Genomic DNA, 17,359 nt, shown 5'->3' on the forward strand with positions numbered 1-17,359 from the left:
GGCACGACGCACGAGACGGGCGCCGCCGGTACGGGCGCGCACCGCTACGAGGTCGTCGAGAGCGGTACCGCCTATCAGGGGCGGATCATCGCGATCCGCCGCGACCTGGTGCGGATGCCCGACGGCGACGTCTCCCAGCGGGACGTCGTGGTCCACCCGGGCGCCGTCGGCGTCGTCGCGCTCGACGACGCCGAGCGGGTCGTGATGGTCCGCCAGTACCGGCACCCGGTGCGCGGCCCGCTGTGGGAGCTGCCCGCCGGGATTCTCGACCTGCCCGGCGAGCCCGCCTCGGCCGCCGCGGCGCGGGAGCTCGCCGAGGAGGCGGCGCTGCGGGCCGGGCAGTGGGCGGTGCTCGCCGACGTCTGGTCGTCGCCGGGCATGACCGACGAGGCCTACCGGGTGTTCCTCGCCAGGGGCCTGTCGGAGATCCCCGCCGCCGAGCGGTACGCCGGCGTGCACGAGGAGGCCGAGATGTCGGTCGCCCGGGTGCCGCTGGACGAGGCGGTGACCAGGGTGCTCGAGGGCGACATCACCAACGCGATGGCCGTCGTCGGGATCCTCGCGGCCGCGCGGGCCCGCGACATCGGCTTCGCCGCGCTGCGCTCGCCCGACGCCTCCTGGCCCGCCCGCCCCGGAAACCAGGGGTAAGTCGCCCGTATGCGCCTCACCTCGCGTTGGTGACATCGAGCGGCACGCAACCGTGCGGGCTCGGAGGCGCGCCTGCGCGGAGGCCCGGCCCACGAGCGAAGCGAAGTGGGTTGGGCCGCAGCGGAGGTCGCCGTAGCGCCCGTGAGCGGAGGAGGACGCGGCGCGGAGGTCCCTTCCCGCCGCGAAGCAAGGGAAGGGGCCGGAGCGCCGCGCCCGGACGGAGCGAACCAGAGACTCAGTCGTTGCCGGTGAGGACGCCCGCGGCCTCCTCGACGGTCACTGGAGCTGTGGCCGTCAGCGTCACCGCGTCCAGGGGGAACGCCTGCGCCACGCCTGGGACGGTGAACGTGCCGTCCCAGGTGACCGTCAGCGTGATCTGGTAGGTGCCGGGGCGGCGGTACTCGTGCGTGACGTAGGCGTCCGGATGGTCACGGGGCGAGATCGCCGAGTCGTAGGGCCGGCCCGGCGCGTTCGGCCCGGTCCCGCCGTCGCCGAAGTCCCAGTGGTAGGTCGGTACCGCGCTGATCGTCGCGATGACCGGCTGGTCGACGTTGAAGGTGAACGCCGGCGGGACGGGGGTGTAGACGATCGTCGCGAGCCCGGCGATGCTGTGCCCGCTCGGCTGGACGGTCAGGCGCGGCTTCGGCAGCAGCTGTTCGCGCAGGTAGTCGGCGAGCTGGGCGCGCACGGTGGCGAGCGGGATGCCGTTCGGGTCGGCGAGCCAGGTCTGGCAGTTCGCGACCGCCTGGTTGTAGTCCGTCAGCTCCTGCGCGGTCATGTCCGGGCTCGGGCCGACGGCGAGCAGCAGGTCACAGACCGCCGCTGGGTCGGGTGGGCAGGTCGCCCCGCAACCGGCGCGGCCCTGCCCCGCGCCCCCGATGGGGACCGGGATGAGCTGGCCGCCGCGGTAGCGGTACTGGTAGCCGCCGTCGGTCGCCCGGGTGTCACAGCTGGCCCACACCACGTCGCCGCACGGGACCGTCACCGATGGTGGCGTGGGTGTGCCCTGCGCGCCGCCCGCGGTGACCAGCCAGCCCGTCGCCAGCCAGCAGACCACCAGGGAGGCCGTCACCAGCAGGTGACGGCCGGTCCGCCCGCTGGCGGGCCGGCGGCGTGGCCGAGGCGGTCGCCCCGAGCGCGTCATGGCTACCTCCGCGTGTAGCGGATCGTCTGGATGAGCCAGCCGGCACCGGTCAGGGCGAGCTCGGCGGTGCCGGCCCGCGCTGGCACGCCGGCCGCCGCGTCGACCCGGCGGCCCGCCGGGTCCAGCAGCCCGACGGTCCTCGCCGTGGCGGTGAACGTCACCGTGATCACGACGCCCTGCCGTGGCTGGGCACCGACCTCGGTGATCTCGTAGGGGTCGGCGTCCGTGCGCAGGCCGCGCTGCTGGAAGCCGCGGGTGACGCCGACGTCGAGGGCGCAAGCCTGGCAGCCGGGCAGCGCCGTCCCGGCCACGTCGGCGACCCGGCCGGCCCGGCTGGCGCTGTTGATCTCCGCGAAGTACGCGGTGACGACGCCGGCGGCGGCCGACGGTGAGTCGTTCGCCGGCCTGGCCGAGCCGCCGCCGGGTGCGGAGGTCGCGGGTTGGCCAGGTGCGCTGGCCGAGCCCGCCGCCTGGGCGGAACCCGAGGCGGCCGGCTCGCCTCTGGCCGGCGCCGCGGCGCCGGCCGGTTCGTCGTGGGAGCCGCAGCCGACCAACGCGAGCGCGAGGCCCAGGGTGAGGCCGGTCACCACGCGGGGCGCCGGGTTCCGGGAGGGCCCGCGACCCGCGGCCGGCGTGTCGGCTGGTGTGTCGGCTGACGTGTCAGCCGGCGCGAGGGCCGATCGGCGTACGGCGATCATGATTGAGCCGCCTTGTCGGGCGACCACGTGCCCCGCCGACCGGGCATGGCGGGCAGCGGGAGCCCTCGTGGGCAGGGGCGAAGATCCGTCGCTCTGGGAAGACGCCTCGGCCGGCCGGGAGGTTGTGCGCGTCGCGCCGCGCGCCATGGAAATTCGGACGTGTGCCGCGTAACGTGACGTTACGAATGCTGTCCGCACAAGCCGTCAGAATAACGCCGGGGGAGCGCTGCGCGGACTCCGCTTGTCAAGAACTGTCGGTGGTAGGTCCTACTATTCGGGTTGATGATGAAGGCCCAGGTCCGCGACTCCCGCACGGCCGACTCCGCCGTGGCCGGTCTCCACGCGGTCGGCTTCCACATGGTCGGTCTCAGCGCGGTTGGCCTCGGCGCCGTCGGTCGGCCGTGGACGTGACCTACCCGGCGGATCCGGGTGAGCTGGCCGCCCGCTACCTCCACCACCTGGCGGGAGAGCGCGGCCTCGCCCGCAACTCCGTGCTCGCCTACCGGCGGGACCTTCGTCGTTACCACGAGTACCTGACCGCCCGCGGTGTGTGCTCACTGACCGATGTCGACGAGGCGACGCTGGGCGCGTTCGCCGCGGCACTACGCACCGGGGACGACGAGCATCCGCCGCTGGCCGCGGCGTCGGTCGCCCGGATGCTCGTCGCCGTCCGTTCGCTGCACCGGTTCGCGGCGCGCGAGGGCGACGTCGCCGAGGATGTCTCGCAGCCGATCCGCCCGCCCGCCCCGCCACGGCGGCTGCCGAAGGCGCTCACCGTCGACCAGGTGCTGGCCGTGCTCGCCGCGGCGGCCGGCGGCGTCATCACCCCCGACGGCGACCGCCAGGAGGCCCCAGGGGAGTCCGCCCAGGCGCGCGCGGCCGGCGCCGGCGACGGGCCGGACGATGTGATCGCCATCGGCGACGGCGGCGATCCCGCGGAGACGGTGCGGCGGCTGCGCTCGACGGCGCTGCTGGAGCTGCTGTACGGGACCGGGGCGCGGATCTCGGAGGCCGTCGGTCTCGACGTCGACGACCTCGACCTGGATCCGGTGGCCGCCGCGGTGCGGCTGCACGGCAAGGGTGGCCGGGACAGGGTGGTGCCGCTTGGCCGGTGCGCGGTCGCGGCGCTGTCGGCGTACCTCGTCCGCGGCCGGCCCGCGCTGGTGACGCCGGCGTCCGGCGCGGCGGTGTTCCTGTCCCGGCGCGGCGGACGGCTGTCCCGGCAGAGCGCGTGGTCGGCGCTGCGGGCGGCGGCCGTGACCGCGGGGATCGAGGGGGTTTCGCCGCACGTGCTGCGGCACTCGTTCGCGACGCACCTGCTCGACGGCGGCGCGGACGTCCGGGTCGTGCAGGAGCTGCTCGGCCACGCCTCGGTGCGTACGACGCAGATCTACACGCTGGTGACGGTGGACCGGCTGCGGGAGGTGTACGCGGCGGCGCACCCGCGGGCGCTGGACGACCGTGGCCCGCGCCGTGACGCGGCCTCGACCGCCGCGGCGGGCACGCAGCCAGCGCTGCCGCCCCAGCCCGATCTCCACCGCCTCGGGGCCAGCCCGGGCCAGCTGGTCTGAGCCGCTGGCCCGAGCCACCTGGCAGTAGCCCGGTAGCCGACCGGGCGGGAAGCCCGGGTGGCGAAGCCTCGCGTGGGCTGGAAGCCCGAGGAGAGCGTCAGGACGGGGAGTACGGGCCGAGACTCGGCATGCCGTTGGCGGACTGCGGCGTAGGAACGACGCCACCCACCCCCGGCGGGCCACTGCGCTCGGCCAAGGTCTCGCCGACCTTGCGCGCGATCGCCTCCATCAGGCGTAGCGCCTGCGGAAGCGACAGGTTGAGGACCACTTCGCTGTCGTTTGTCATCGCGAAGCGAACCGACACGTCCGCCATTGCCCGACCTCTCCCGCCTGATTCCGAAGATCCGGATGGTGCATATGAACCCGAACGGTACGGCCCATCTTCACCCGCCGCACGCGGGGGGTTGGGCGCGATCCGCGGCACGCTACGTAGCGTCATCTCTCCGCTGCCGACAGTCGCCCTTCCTGGCTGGATCGCTTCGCGCTCCCGCCGAGTCCCCTGGGGTGGCGGCGGAAACGTGATCGTCACTGACTGTCACTCCTTTGTGTGAGGCTGTTCGGCCGGCGAGGTCCGCGAAACCCGCCGGACATKCGCGAAAGAATGCCGTTTAACGGCGTAGCTGTTGTGTTGATCCTGCTATGTTCCCTCATCGGACTTTGCCACCGGCAGCCGGGTCTCCGCGTCCGTCGGTTGGCCGGTCGAGGCCGCCGCGCGCGCCGTGGTCGGTGGCCCGGGCTGCGCCGAACGGATGCGCGACGACGCGCCAGGTAACGGAGCGCTGACGTCCGCGGCCTGGGCTGCTCGCTGAGCGTCGGTGGCACAGTCCACATTGGCTGGCCAGCGGGCTTGGGGCACGTGCGCGCCGGTTCGGGCACGATGGGTTCGTGAGCTCTTCCGAAGACGTGCAGGACGTCTCTTCGCTGTCCATCGGCATCCTTGGCGGTTCCGGGCCGCAGGGTGGCGGTCTGGCCATCCGGTTCGCCGCGGCCGGGCACAAGGTGGTCATCGGCTCGCGGTCCGCCGAGCGGGGCGAGGAGGCGGCAGCCAAACTGTCCGCGCCTGGCCGGACGATCGAGGGCACCGACAACGCCGGCACCGCCGAGCAGACGGACATCGTGATCGTCGCGGTGCCCTGGGAGGGCCACGGCGACCTGCTCGCGAGCCTGCGCAAGGAGCTCGCCGGCAAGATCGTGATCGACTGTGTGAACCCGCTCGGTTTCGACAAGGGCGGTGCCTACCCGCTGCCGGTCACCGAGGGCAGCGCCGCGCAGCAGGCCGCGGCACTGCTGCCCGACAGCACCGTCGTCGCGGCCTTCCACCACGTCTCCGCGGTGCTGCTGGCCGACGAGTCGATCGCCGAGGTCGACACCGACATCCTCGTGCTCGGCGACGACCGCACCGCCACCGACGTGGTCCAGGCGCTCGCCGAGCGGATCCCCGGCATGCGCGGCATCTATGCCGGCAAGCTGCGCAACGCGGGCCAGGTCGAGGCGTTCACCGCGAACCTCATCTCCATGAACCGCCGGTACAAGGCCCACGCCGGCATCCGCATCACCGACGTACCGCACCTCTAGCCGGCCCCGCCGTCGGTCCTGGCTCAAGGTGGCGTGATGACATTCGCGGGCGAGACGGTGCTGGACGACGTGGGCCTGACGGTGGCGGTGCCGGCGGCGGTCGAGCGGGTCGTTTCGCTGGTGCCGAGCCTCACCGAGTCGATCGCCGCGAGCGCCCCCGGGCTGCTGGTGGGCGCGACGAACTGGTGCTCGCACCCGGGCGATCTCGACGTCGCCCGGGTGCGTGGCACCAAGAACCCGGACCTCGACGCGATCGTCGGGCTCGCGCCCGACCTGGTCGTCGCCAACGCCGAGGAGAACCGCGAGCCGGACCTGGCCGCGCTGCGCGCCGCCGGGCTCGCCGTGTGGGTGACGGCCCCTACGACCGTCCCCGCGGCCCTGGACAGCCTCGACCGGCTCCTGCGGCTCGGCTGTGGGCTCGCGCGGCCCTCCTGGCTGGCGGAAGCCGTGGCGGTCTGGCGGGAGCCGCGGCGCKCGGCGGCCGACTGGCCTCGGCGACGGGCGGTCATCCCTATCTGGCGCCGGCCCTGGATGGCCGTCGGCCGCGACACCTTCACCGGCGACGTCCTCGCCAGGCTCGGTGTCGACAACGTCCTGGCGGACCACGCCGAGCGCTACCCGCGCATCACCATCGCCGACCTTCCGCCGCACGACCTGGTCGTGCTTCCCGACGAGCCGTACGCCTTCAGCCCCGAGGACGGCCCGGAGTCCTTCGACGCCCCCGCCGCGTGCGTCTCGGGCCGTCACCTCACCTGGTACGGCCCCTCCCTGGCGGAGGCGCCGTCCGTGCTGCGCGGCCAACTCGACGCTGCCCGCTGAGGGCGGGTCCCGCGGCTACGGCCGCGGGACCCGCCCAGGCGGTGCCCGCTATCAGTCGTAGGAGTACTCGACGGTTGGGTAGTGGCCGTCGCGGACGTCGTCGACGTAGGTGTGGACGGCGTCGAGCAGCGACGAGCGCAGGTCGGCGAAGCGGCGCACGAAGCGCGGCGCCCGCCCGGCCGACAGGCCGGCCATGTCCTGCCAGACCAGCACCTGGGCGTCGCAGTCGGAACCGGCGCCGATGCCCACGGTCGGGATCGTCAGCGCCTTGCTGATCCGGGCGGCGACGTCGGAGGGCACGACCTCCAGCACGATGGCGAAGGCCCCGGCCGCCTCGAGCGCCAGCGCGTCGGCCAGCAGCGCGGCGCCGGCGTCCTCGCGGCCCTGCACCCGGTAGCCGCCGAGCGTGTTGATGCTCTGCGGGGTCAGGCCCAGGTGGCCCATCACGGGCACCCCGGCGGACACCAGCAGCTCGACCTGGGGTGCGACGCGGGCGCCCCCCTCCAGCTTGACCGCCTGCGCGCCACCGTCCTTGAGGAACCGCACGGCCGTCTCCAGCGCCTGCGCCGGGCTGGCCTGGTACGAGCCGAACGGCAGGTCAGCGATGACCATCGCGTGCGGCGCGCCGCGGACGACCGCGCGCACCAGCGGGAGCAGCTCGTCCACGCTGACCGGCACGGTCGTGTCGTAGCCGTAGACGACGTTCGCCGCCGAGTCGCCGACCAGCAGGACCGGCACCTCGGCCTCGTCGAAGACCGACGCGGTGGTGTAGTCGTAGGCGGTGAGCATCRCCCACTTCTCGCCGCGGTCCTTGTGGGCCGCGAGGTCGCGCACCGTCGTGCGCCGGCGCGGGCGGGCCTGGGGCCGCTGCTCGGCCGTCTGGCGGGCGGCCTCGGCCGGTGCCTGGGCGGTGGTCGGCGCGCCGTAGAGGGTCGCCGCCTCGTCTGGCGTGGCCGGGGCGCCCGAGCGGGCGAGCGTCGTGCGCGGGGCCGAGGGAGAAGCGGGGCGACAGTGAGTAGCGGAGTTGCTCATGGAGACTCCTCTGCGTCCGTCCGGGCGCGTCGCGCGTCCCGGCGTCGCTGACATGCTGCCACTGCTGACCGGTCCGCCGAAAGTGGTGCGTGGATCACACGCCCGCCCGGCCCCGCTTGCCAGCTGGGCATGCACCTGTCGCTGACCTGCGCATATGGCCATCGCGTTGCTGAGTCAACCGAATGCGCCTCATGCGGCCTCGCCGTACCCTCCGATCTTGAAAGAATGGGGAGTGTCGGGGTGTGGGACGATCGCACAGCGTGGTCGTCGGGCCACGACGCGGCCAGCGAGGGTGGTTCACCGTGTCTGCCAACACGAGAGCGCTCTCCTGGGCGGCTTTCCGAGGGCTCGCCACATCTGCCGGGGGGCGCTCTTCCTCGGCGGCGAGGGCCGCTTCGCCGGGGTGCGGTGAACGGTTGGCTGGGGCGGCCGGCGAGTGAGGGAGACCGGTGAGAGCGACATCCAGCGGGCGAGGGCGCGCGGGCTGGCTCGGCGCGGTGCCCGCGAGTCCAGCACGGGGGGGCGGCCGGTGACGACCGCCGAGGTGGGTCGGCCAGGGCCACGCGGGCGGCCGGACCGCCCGCCCTCCGGCGTCCGCCCACCGGGCCGCCCGCGCGACGCGCGCGCCGACGGGGCGATCATCGAGGCGACCCTGCAGACACTGGCGACGGCCGGGTTCACGGGGCTGTCGATGGAGGCCGTCGCCGCGCGGGCCAAGGTGGGCAAGGCAACCCTGTACCGGCGCTGGTCGACGAAGAACACCCTGGTGGCCGACGCGCTGGCGACGCTGGTGGAGACGGCCGAACCGGTCGACACCGGGTCGCTGCGTGACGACCTGGTCGCCTGGCTCAACACCGTGCGCCGGCACAACCTGCAGACGCTGGCCGGCCGGATCATGCCGCGGCTGCTGGCCGAGCGGGAGGCGCACCCGGAACTGTTCGAGACCTACCGCCAGCAGGTGATGGAGCCGTTCCGCCAACAGGCCGCGAAGGTGCTGGCCAGGGGGGTCGCCGCTGGCGAGCTACCGGCGGACCTCGACATCGACCTGATCACCGACATGCTGGTCGGCCCGGTCGCCTATCGGCAGTACACCAGCGGCTACAACGAGGTGAGCGGCACCCGGATCGCCCAGGTCGTCGACACCCTGCTCGGGGGCATCCTCACCCGCCCGCGGGTCAGGCCCGCCACCGCCGATGAGGCCGACGAGGCCTGCGGCGCCGACGGCGATGCGCCCGAGATCCCCGGCGCGGGCGCGGTGGCCGTGGCGGGCGCGGGGGAGACCTCGGACGGTGCCGCCCGGGCCGGGAGCCGCCGCGCCGAGGCGGAGAGCACCTCCGTCTGAGCGGCCCGCCGCCGGCACGGCCGCCGACGGACGGCGTGCGGTATCACCCTGTGTAGTCATGTCGGCGATGGGTGGCGCGCCGGCCGGAGTAGCATCGGCGACCGGGGCGAAACTGCCGTGACAGGCACCCGCGACAGCCGCGACACTCTGGCGCGGCGGGTGTCGCGGCGCCCCTCCCCAGAACGGCCAACCCACGCCGACCCGGGCAAGGGCCCCGGGCGCCAGACCAGGAGAAACCGGTGTCCGACCTCCGTGTGACCGTCCAGCATGCCGAGCAGCGGGATGATCGGGTGGTCGCCACGGGGACGGCGGCGGCGGACCTGTTCGCGGCCGATCGGTCTGTGATCGCCGCGCGGGTCGGCGGCAGGCAGCGTGACCTTGCCTACGTCCTGGCTGACGGCGACGTCGTCGAGCCGATCACCGTCGGCTCACCGGACGGCCGGGCAATCGTGCGGCACTCGACCGCGCATGTCGTCGCCCAGGCGGTGCAGGACCTGTTCCCGAAGGCGAAGCTCGGGATCGGCCCGCCCATCCAGAACGGCTTCTACTACGACTTCGACGTCGAGAAGCCGTTCTCCGCCGAGGATCTCAAGGCGATCGAGAAGCGTGCCCGCGAGATCGTCAAGGCCGGCCAGAAGTTCTCCCGCCGGGTCGTCACCGACGACGAGGCGCGCGCCGAGCTCGCCGACGAGCCCTACAAGCTGGAGCTCATCGGGCTGAAGTCCGGTGCCGGTGACGGGGCCGACGCCTCCGATGCCTCGGTCGAGGTGGGCGAGGGCGAGCTCACCATCTACGACAACCTGGACGCCAAGTCCGGCGAGCTGTGCTGGAAGGACCTCTGCCGCGGCCCGCACGTGCCGACCACCCGGCACATCCCGGCTTTCGCGGTCCAGCGGTCCGCCGCGGCCTACTGGCGGGGCAGCGAGAAGAACCCGCAGCTGCAGCGCATCTACGGCACCGCCTGGGAGTCGAAGGAGGCGCTGGCCGAGCACCAGCACATGCTGGCCGAGGCGGAGAAGCGCGACCACCGGCGCCTGGGCGCCGAGCTGGACCTGTTCTCCTTCCCGACCGAGCTGGGCCCCGGTCTCGCGGTCTTCCACCCCAAGGGCGGCGCGATCCGCACCGTGATGGAGGACTACTCGCGCCGCCGGCACATCGAGGCTGGGTACGAGTTCGTCAACACACCGCACATCACCAAGTCGACCCTGTACGAGATCTCCGGTCACCTCGACTGGTTCGCCGACGGTATGTACCCGCCCATGTCGCTCGACGGCGGCACGGACTACTACCTCAAGCCGATGAACTGCCCCATGCACATCCTGATCTTCAAGTCGCGGGGGCGGTCGTACCGAGAGCTGCCGCTGCGGCTGTTCGAGTTCGGCACCGTCTACCGATACGAGAAGTCCGGGGTGGTGCACGGTCTCACCCGGGTGCGCGGGCTGACCMAGGACGACGCGCACCTGTTCTGCGCCCGCGACCAGCTGCCGGACGARCTCGACAACACCCTGAAGTTCGTGCTCGGCCTGCTGCGCGACTACGGCCTCACCGACTTCTACCTGGAGCTGTCGACCCGCCCCGAGGGCAAGGCGATCGGCACCGACGAGGAGTGGGAGGACGCCACCCAGCTGCTGCGCGAGGCCGCCGAGAAGCAGGGCCTCGAGCTGGTCATGGACCCGGGCGGCGGCGCCTTCTACGGCCCGAAGATCTCCGTCCAGGCCAAGGACGCGATCGGGCGGACCTGGCAGCTGTCGACCATCCAGGTCGACTTCCAGATGCCGCAGCGGTTCGAGATGGAGTACCAGGCCGCGGACGGCACCCGCCAGCGTCCCTTCATGATCCACCGGGCGCTGTTCGGCACCATCGAACGGTTCTTCGCGATCCTGCTGGAGCACTACGCCGGCGCGATGCCACCGTGGCTCGCCCCGGTCCAGGCCGTCGGCATCCCCATCACCGACGACCACGTCCCCTACCTGAAGGACATCGCCGCGAAGCTGTCGGCGAAGGGGATCCGGGTCGACGTCGACGCGTCCGACAACCGGATGCAGAAGAAGATCCGCGACGCGCAGAAGCAGAAGGTCCCGTACATGCTCATCGCGGGCGACGACGACGTCGCCAAGGGGGCGGTCTCCTTCCGCTACCGCGACGGCACCCAGCGCAATGGCGTCCCGGTCGACGAGGCCATCGCCGAGATCGTCGACGCCGTGGACCGCCGCATCCAGATCTGACCGCCTCCGGCACTCCGATGCCGCCGCTTCCAGTTTTGGGGGCGGCGGCATCTTTTTTTCGATTCCTTTCCGTCGAGCGCTCGACGAGCGCTCGAAATGGYACTCTCGGCCAATGGAAAAGCGTCGATCGCTCGAATAGCGCTAATCCGTGAACTCAGGAATTTGTGTCATACCGCGATGGCAAAAGTTGCTTGCCTGGGCGCGAAATGTGGATACCGTGAAACGCGATCTGACCCCTCGCTGAAGGAGGCGCTGATGGCAGTGCTGGAACAGGTGAGGCTGATGACGTTGTGGGACGTCGCGGCTACCATGGAGGCCATGGAGGCCATGGCGGGTGAGGCGCGACGGTACTCGATCATGCTTCCGTCCGACGTTGCCGAGGCGGCCCGGGAGCACGGCGGCTCGGGTGGGCTGTCCGCCTTCGTACTGGCCGCCGTGCAGCGGCAGCTGGAGCGCATCCAGCTCCAGGAGCTGGTTGAGGCCGCCGAGGCCGAGCATGGCCCAATCACCGATGAGGAGATGCGGGACGTTCGCGAAACGCTGGCGCGCGCGCGAGTCGAGCAGGGCACCGCTAACCGGAGCGCCAGGTGAGCCCGCGGCCGGATGAGGTGTCCGGAACCGTCGTGCTGGACTGCGAGGGACTGAGTCGGGCGGTGCGTCGCGATCGTTCTCTGACGCGGTGGCTCAACTTCGCGGTGGAGTCGAACCAGCGGGTTGTGACCAGTTCGGTGGCRCTGACTGCCTCGGACCTTCTGCGTGACGCCGGTCTGCACGGGCACAAGCACGGCATTGACGCGGTTTTGGCCGCTGTCGCGTCTGCCTGCCCACCGCCGGTGACCATCCTGACTTCCGATCCCGAAGACCTGCAGGCGTTGTGTGGAGGACAGGTGACGGTCGTCAAGCTATGAAAAGGCGACCCCTAGGATGTCCGAGATGAACCCAGTGTGGCTGACCGCTTTTCTGGACTTTCCCGCTGAGCGGTTCGAGCGGGGCGTCGCGTTTTGGCAAGCAGTGACGGCGACGACACTGTCGCCGTCACGGGGCCAGACCGGCGAGTTCGCGACGCTGGTGCCAGGGGATGGAGACGCGTTCCTGCGAGTGCAGCGGGTGGGGGACGGGCSGGCGCGGGTGCATCTCGACGTGCATCGCGCGGGCCAGGATTTCGAGATCCGCCGGTCTCCGGGTGGGTTCGTGTTCTGCGAGGTCCACAAGGGCGAGTCCGTCCGGCCGAAGCCGGTGACCTGGCCCGGCGGGCATACGTCGCTCGTCGACCAGATCTCGCTGGACATCCCGGCCGGCCGGTTCGACGAGGAGTGCGCGTTCTGGGCCGGGCAGACCGGCTGGGAGCTGCGTGACGGCAGCAGGCCCGAGTTCCGCGTGCTGGTCCGCCCCGCCGGGATGCCGCTGCGGATCCTGCTCCAGCGTGTCGACGAGCCGGACGGGCCGGTGCGCGCCCACCTGGACCTCGCGACGACCGACCGCGCCGCCGAGACCGGCCGCCACGTCGCCCTCGGCGCGACGGTCGTTGGGCACGGCCCCCGCTGGACGGTCCTGCGCGACCCGGTCGGCCTGCCCTACTGCGTCACCGACCGAGACCCGGAAACCGGGCTGCTGCCCTGAGGGCGTCGCCTTCTGTACAAGGTTTTCCAGCGTGAAGTCCGGTCCCGTTAGGATCACCGCATCATGGTCCGGCTTGGGACGAACCTTCTCATCTCCCCGTACTGCGACGTGATCGACTTCGTCTCCCTTGGCGTAAGCGGCTGAGCCGGGGTGACCGAGGCCCAAGGCGACGCGGCCGGAGACGGCGACGACCACCGCGCGAGCGACCGGCCCGGCGAGGGAGAGATCCCGCCCGACCGGCGTGGGTCCGACCGCGGCGACAGGATCGCCACGGTCGTGGTCGCGGTGTGGATCGTGGTGGCTGTCGTCCTGGTCCTGATCGGCCTGTTCAGATACTCCGCCGCCGAGGACGACGTCCGGGATGCCGCCGACGCGGCGGCCCGCGCGGCCGCCGAGACCACCACTCGGAGCGAGGCGACGGCGGCGGCCGAGTCCACGGCCCGCCGGCTCCTCGCAGACAGCGACTGCGATGACGGCACGGCCACCGTCAGCACCGTCATCTACCCGCCTCAGAGCGACTTCGCGGCCGGACGCGGCTATGAGCCGCGCGACCTCGGCGAACTGGGCCTGCTGGTCGTCACCGTGAGCTGCGAACAGGACGGAAACATGGTCCTCGCCGAAGGCGAGGCACCTAGCCACTAGCGACACCGTGCAACTAGAGAAACCGTGCCCCTGAGGACGCCGTGCCCGTGGGACGCCGTGGTGCCGTTGCCTCTCCCGGCCCGTGACCGGACGCCGCTCCGCCGACCTCGGCCAGGCCGACTGGCTCACTGTTCGACGGGCGTCGCTGTTACCCCACTTTTCGGACCAGTACGCGATAACCCTGATGTCTGGCGTCGGGCGGGGTGCCAACATCGGGAGGACTGTGCACAGACGGCCACTCTCGATGGGCCGTACTGCCGAATTCGGCAAGGGTGGCGATGTGATGCTCATTGATCGAGACTCGGTGGCGGCGGCGTTGCCGGCCATCGAGGTGGGCGGGCGGCTGGGGTCCGGTGCGTTCGGGTTGGTGCTGTCGGGGCGGCATCGGCGGCTGAACCGGGATGTGGCTGTCAAGGTGCTTGCCGCGGCGCCGGAGGACCGTTCGCGTTTCGAGGCGGAGGCGCAGCTGCTGGCGGGGCTTGACCATCCGCACATCGTGCGGGTCTATGACTACGTCGAGGCAGACGATCTGTGCCTGATCGTGATGGAGATGCTGGCCGGCGGGACGCTGACCCGGCGGGCGCGTGGGATCGGGCCGGAGGCGGCGTGCGCCGTCGGCCTGGGGGTGGCGTCGGCGCTGGGATACGCGCACGGACGCGGTGTGCTGCACCGGGACATCAAGCTGGACAACGTCATGTTCGACGCGGCCAGCACGGTGAAGGTCACTGACTTCGGCATCGCGAAGATCTTCCACGGCTCGGCGACGACGGCGACCGGGCAGCTTGGCACGCCGATGTACATGGCGCCCGAACAGATCCTCGGCGGCCGGATCGGCCCGGCGACCGACATCTACGCCCTCGGCGTGCTGCTCTACCGGCTCCTCGTCGGCCGCCCGCCGTTCGACCCGGGCCTGCCGCTGCAGGCACTGTGGCGTCAGGTGCTCGACGCGCCGCCGCCCACGCCGGTCGGCGTGCCGGGCCCGGTCGCGGCCGTCCTCCTGCGCGCCCTGGCGAAGGAGCCGGCCGATCGGCAGCCGTCCGGGGTCGCGTTCGCGCTCGACCTCGCCGCCGCGGCGGCCGCGTCCTATGGCTCAGGCTGGCTCACCCGCGGCGGGGTGCCGCTGCTGGTCAGCGACGAGATCCGCGACGCCGCCACCGGGCCGCGCACGCCGCCGCCCGCGGCGTCCCGGGCCGACGACGCGCGGCCGGAGCGGGGAGTGGACACCGGCCCGCTGCCCGTGCTGCCCGGCCCCCGGCCGGTCGAGCCGGACAGCCTGCCCCGGCCGGTGGCCGCGGGCGACCCGCGCGCGCGTGCCAGCCAGGGCGGCCGGGCCACGGACGGCGGCGCGAGCCGGCGCGCGGCGGCCGCCGCCGCGCTGCCGCCGCCGCCGACGTTCCCTCCGTTGGCCGCCGGCGCTGCGGCACCTACGCCGACGCCGACCTCGGACCGACGGAGTGCCGCTCCAGGGCCAGCCGGGGACGGGCACTCGGGGGGACAGGCCGGCCGGATCGGCCACTCGCCCGACGGTGCCCCCTCGCTCGACCCGCGGGGCCGGTCCGGCGGCGCCCCGGAAACCGTGATCACGGGCTCGACCCGCGCGGTGGACACCCAGGCAGTCACCCAGTTCGCGGGTGCCGGCTTGGCGGGCCCGGCCGGCGCTGGGGCGCGGTCCGTGGGGACGCCGGCTCCCACCCGGCCCGCGTCAGAGCCCGGGGCGAGCGGGTTTCCCTGGAAGACCTGGCTGGCTGCCAACGCCGTCGGGCTTGGGTTTGCCTATTTGCTGTCGGCGGCCGCGGTGTCGTACTCCCTTAAATTTCACTACTACGGTCAGAGTTTTCGGTTCGAATCGCCCGTCCTCGCGGCGCTGTTCGTCGGCGGTGTGGTGTTCGCGCTGCTGCGTCGCGCCATGCTCGGCCGCTATGCGGACGTCTCCGGCCGCTGGATCTGGCCCACGTTGGCCGTCGGAATCGGACAGGCCGCCGCCACGTTGCCATGGCTCCGGACCAGCAACGAGCCGCTCGTGGATTCCTTCCTCCTCATCCTGGGCATCGCCCCGGCAGGCGTGCTGGGTGTCCTCGCCGGGCCGCGTGCCGGCCGTCGGCCGGTCCGCCTGCTCGCGGGTGTCGGCGGCTGGCTGCTCGCCTGGCTCGTGGCCGCGCTCACGACCTGCCTCGTCTACTCGCAGGTGCACGACGATTTCTGGTTCGCGAGCCTGTCCAAGGTCTTCTGGAGCGTCTTCCTGCTGGGTGTGCCTGCCGCCGTCGTCGCCGGCTGCGTCGGCGGCGCGCTCGAAGCGCTTACTCTGCGCCGGGGTCGTGGGTCCGTGGACTGAGGGAGGAAGGCCTGGGCGGCGGCGAGAACGCCGCCTCGCCGAGGTGGACGTGACCTTGCCGCGGTCGTCTACGCGTTTACCCGGATGTCAGGCACCGACCGTGACGCCAGAATCGGGGAGCGTGTATATGACGATTGCCGCCCGGTGCACCCGGGCTGCCGGGTTCGGCTGGGTGGCGGGCAGATGATCGTTGACCGGGAGTCGGTGGCCGCGGCCCTGCCCGCGATCGAGGTCGGGGGCCGGCTTGGTGCCGGTGCGTTCGGACTGGTGCTCGCCGGGCGCCACCGGCGGCTGAACCGGGATGTCGCCGTCAAGGTGCTGCCAGCCGGCCAGGAAGGCCGGTCGGCATTCGAGGCCGAGGCCCAGCTGCTCGCCAGCCTGGATCATCCGCACATCGTCCGGGTCTACGACTACGTCGAGACCGACGAGCTGTGCCTGATCGTGATGGAGCAGCTGTCCGGTGGCACGCTCACCCGCCGTCTGGCGGGTCTCGCGCCGCCGGCCGCGTGCGCGGTCGGCGTGGGGGTCGCCACCGCGCTGGCCTACGCCCACGAGCGTGGTGTGCTGCACCGCGACATCAAGCCGGACAACGTCATGTTCGACGCCACCTCGACCGTCAAGGTGACGGACTTCGGCATCGCGAAGATCTTCCAGGGCACGGCGACGACGGCGACCGGCCAACTGGGCACGCCGATGTACATGGCGCCGGAGCAGATCCGTGGCGGCCGGCTCGGACCGGCGACGGACATCTACGCGCTCGGCGTCCTGATGTACCGGTTGCTCGTCGGCCGGCCACCCTTCGACCCGTCGCTGCCACTGCAGGCGCTCTGGCACCAGCAGCTGACGACGACACCGTCCGTGCCGCCGTCGGTGCCGGCCCCGCTGGCGGACGTGGTGCTGCGGGCGCTGGCCAAGGAGCCGGGCGACCGGCCGCCGTCCGCGTCCGCGCGTGACCTGGCCGTCGCCGCGGTCGGAGTCCACGGTCGCGACTGGCTCGCCCACGCCGGCCTGCCGCTGCGGCTGGACGATGACGTCCGCGACGCGGCGGCCGGAACCGGAGCGTATGGCTCGGTACCGCCGTCCCAGGAATCGGTCGCCCGGAACCCGGAGGTCATCGAGCCGTCGCCACGGGTCCGCCGGTCCGTCGGGGACCGTGCGCCCGCCGCGCCATCCAGGACCGACAACCAGGGATATCGCGACGAGGTGGCGACGCGGACGGATTCCACGGCCCGTGCCTTCGGGCCGTCATCCCGGCCGATGTATCCGACGGCGGCCGACGAACCGGGTGGCGCCGGCACCGCCGGACCGCCGACCCCGGTGGGCGGCGTGGGCCCACGCCGGCGCCGCCGCAGGCTGGTGCTTGTCGGGGCCATCGTGGCCGTCGTGCTTCTCGCGGGCGCGCTCGGCGCCTGGGGGTGGACGCGCAGCCAGTACTACATCGGTGTGCACGACGGCCGGGTGGCCATCTTCCAGGGGGTGTCCGTGGCCGGCCTTTCCAGCGTCCATAGCACCTACATGTCGATCTCGGAGGTCGCGGAGCCGGACCGAAGCGCGGTGGAGGACGGCATTCCCGCCGCCGACGTCGCCGATGCTCGCGCCATGGTGCTCGGCCTCCACCGGGTCACCGGTGGGATCGCGGCTTTGCCTGCCTCGCCCAAGCCCAGCCCGGCCCCCACCCCCTGACGTCGGCGTCGGTCTCGCCACCCTAGTT

Annotated in this window: 16 protein-coding genes; 12 read left to right on the forward strand and 4 right to left on the reverse strand. The window is 72.6% G+C overall.

The window, feature by feature from the left end:
• The first annotated feature begins 84 nt into the window (after positions 1-84).
• Positions 85-648 carry an NUDIX domain-containing protein gene (locus BCD49_RS36655; protein ID WP_051467657.1) on the forward strand — a complete coding sequence of 188 codons (564 nt, stop codon included), beginning with the start codon at positions 85-87 and terminating at the stop codon, positions 646-648.
• A gap of 235 nt (positions 649-883) precedes the next feature.
• On the opposite strand, the gene BCD49_RS36660 is transcribed toward BCD49_RS36655, so the two are convergent.
• A complete protein-coding gene (locus BCD49_RS36660) occupies positions 884-1,792 on the reverse strand; it encodes a PKD domain-containing protein (protein ID WP_007518936.1) in 909 nt (302 codons plus the stop codon).
• Positions 1,793-1,794: 2 nt separating this feature from the next.
• Positions 1,795-2,490: a hypothetical protein gene (locus tag BCD49_RS36665; protein WP_007518937.1), complete on the reverse strand. Its 696-nt coding sequence runs from the start codon at positions 2,488-2,490 to the stop codon at positions 1,795-1,797.
• Positions 2,491-2,897: 407 nt separating this feature from the next.
• Here BCD49_RS36665 and BCD49_RS36670 point away from each other — a divergent pair, with 407 nt between their 5' ends.
• Entirely contained in the window at positions 2,898-4,061 is a 1,164-nt protein-coding gene (locus tag BCD49_RS36670) for a tyrosine recombinase (protein ID WP_051467655.1), read from the forward strand.
• Between the two features lie 97 nt (positions 4,062-4,158).
• On the opposite strand, the gene BCD49_RS36675 is transcribed toward BCD49_RS36670, so the two are convergent.
• Positions 4,159-4,374, reverse strand: a complete 216-nt coding sequence (locus tag BCD49_RS36675; RefSeq protein ID WP_007518939.1) for a hypothetical protein — start codon at positions 4,372-4,374, stop codon at positions 4,159-4,161.
• A 572-nt stretch (positions 4,375-4,946) separates the two neighbouring features.
• On the opposite strand from BCD49_RS36675, the gene npdG reads away from it, so the two are divergent.
• Both npdG and BCD49_RS36685 read left to right on the forward strand, forming a co-directional pair.
• Entirely contained in the window at positions 4,947-5,636 is a 690-nt protein-coding gene (gene npdG / locus BCD49_RS36680) for an NADPH-dependent F420 reductase (RefSeq protein WP_051467471.1), read from the forward strand.
• A 36-nt stretch (positions 5,637-5,672) separates the two neighbouring features.
• Complete coding sequence (locus tag BCD49_RS36685; RefSeq protein WP_071042431.1) at positions 5,673-6,455, forward strand: helical backbone metal receptor; 783 nt, start codon at positions 5,673-5,675, stop codon at positions 6,453-6,455.
• A gap of 51 nt (positions 6,456-6,506) precedes the next feature.
• Here BCD49_RS36685 and panB read toward each other — a convergent pair whose 3' ends face one another.
• Complete coding sequence (gene panB / locus BCD49_RS36690; RefSeq protein ID WP_071042432.1) at positions 6,507-7,487, reverse strand: 3-methyl-2-oxobutanoate hydroxymethyltransferase; 981 nt, start codon at positions 7,485-7,487, stop codon at positions 6,507-6,509.
• A 529-nt stretch (positions 7,488-8,016) separates the two neighbouring features.
• Between panB and BCD49_RS36695 the strand changes: the two genes are divergently transcribed.
• From BCD49_RS36695 to BCD49_RS46240, 8 genes are all read left to right on the forward strand, one after another.
• On the forward strand, positions 8,017-8,829 hold the full coding sequence (locus tag BCD49_RS36695) for a TetR/AcrR family transcriptional regulator (RefSeq protein WP_083401923.1): 813 nt from the start codon (positions 8,017-8,019) through the stop codon (positions 8,827-8,829).
• A gap of 239 nt (positions 8,830-9,068) precedes the next feature.
• The gene (gene thrS / locus BCD49_RS36700) at positions 9,069-11,054 is read left to right on the forward strand and encodes a threonine--tRNA ligase (RefSeq protein ID WP_071042433.1); all 1,986 of its coding nucleotides are present in this window, start codon (positions 9,069-9,071) and stop codon (positions 11,052-11,054) included.
• Positions 11,055-11,309: 255 nt separating this feature from the next.
• Positions 11,310-11,645, forward strand: a complete 336-nt coding sequence (locus BCD49_RS36705; RefSeq protein ID WP_007518949.1) for a hypothetical protein — start codon at positions 11,310-11,312, stop codon at positions 11,643-11,645.
• The gene (locus tag BCD49_RS41545; RefSeq protein WP_007518950.1) at positions 11,642-11,962 is read left to right on the forward strand and encodes a hypothetical protein; all 321 of its coding nucleotides are present in this window, start codon (positions 11,642-11,644) and stop codon (positions 11,960-11,962) included. The genes BCD49_RS36705 and BCD49_RS41545 overlap by 4 nt, the downstream gene beginning before the upstream one ends.
• A 25-nt stretch (positions 11,963-11,987) precedes the next feature.
• Positions 11,988-12,674, forward strand: coding sequence for a VOC family protein (locus BCD49_RS36710; protein WP_071042438.1), 687 nt, complete (start codon positions 11,988-11,990; stop codon positions 12,672-12,674).
• Positions 12,675-12,824: 150 nt separating this feature from the next.
• Positions 12,825-13,316 (forward strand): hypothetical protein, encoded by a 492-nt coding sequence (locus BCD49_RS36715; protein ID WP_007518953.1) that lies wholly within the window; start codon positions 12,825-12,827, stop codon positions 13,314-13,316.
• 283 nt (positions 13,317-13,599) lie between these two features.
• On the forward strand, positions 13,600-15,648 hold the full coding sequence (locus BCD49_RS36720; RefSeq protein ID WP_083401924.1) for a serine/threonine-protein kinase: 2,049 nt from the start codon (positions 13,600-13,602) through the stop codon (positions 15,646-15,648).
• Positions 15,649-15,831: 183 nt separating this feature from the next.
• Complete coding sequence (locus BCD49_RS46240; protein ID WP_007516869.1) at positions 15,832-17,331, forward strand: serine/threonine-protein kinase; 1,500 nt, start codon at positions 15,832-15,834, stop codon at positions 17,329-17,331.
• The last annotated feature ends 28 nt before the right edge of the window (positions 17,332-17,359 follow it).

The organism is Pseudofrankia sp. EUN1h (genome assembly GCF_001854645.1).
Lineage (GTDB): Bacteria > Actinomycetota > Actinomycetes > Frankiales > Frankiaceae > Pseudofrankia > Pseudofrankia saprophytica.

What these genes read in the sequence shown, in the direction of transcription:
- BCD49_RS36675 (WP_007518939.1), bottom strand. Translation starts at nt 4,374, where the DNA reads ATGGCGGACGTGTCGGTTCGCTTCGCGATGACAAACGACAGCGAAGTG.
- BCD49_RS36660 (WP_007518936.1), bottom strand. Translation starts at nt 1,792, where the DNA reads ATGACGCGCTCGGGGCGACCGCCTCGGCCACGCCGCCGGCCCGCCAGC.
- BCD49_RS36665 (WP_007518937.1), bottom strand. Translation starts at nt 2,490, where the DNA reads ATGATCGCCGTACGCCGATCGGCCCTCGCGCCGGCTGACACGTCAGCC.
- BCD49_RS36705 (WP_007518949.1), top strand. Translation starts at nt 11,310, where the DNA reads ATGGCAGTGCTGGAACAGGTGAGGCTGATGACGTTGTGGGACGTCGCG.
- BCD49_RS36720 (WP_083401924.1), top strand. Translation starts at nt 13,600, where the DNA reads ATGCTCATTGATCGAGACTCGGTGGCGGCGGCGTTGCCGGCCATCGAG.
- BCD49_RS46240 (WP_007516869.1), top strand. Translation starts at nt 15,832, where the DNA reads ATGATCGTTGACCGGGAGTCGGTGGCCGCGGCCCTGCCCGCGATCGAG.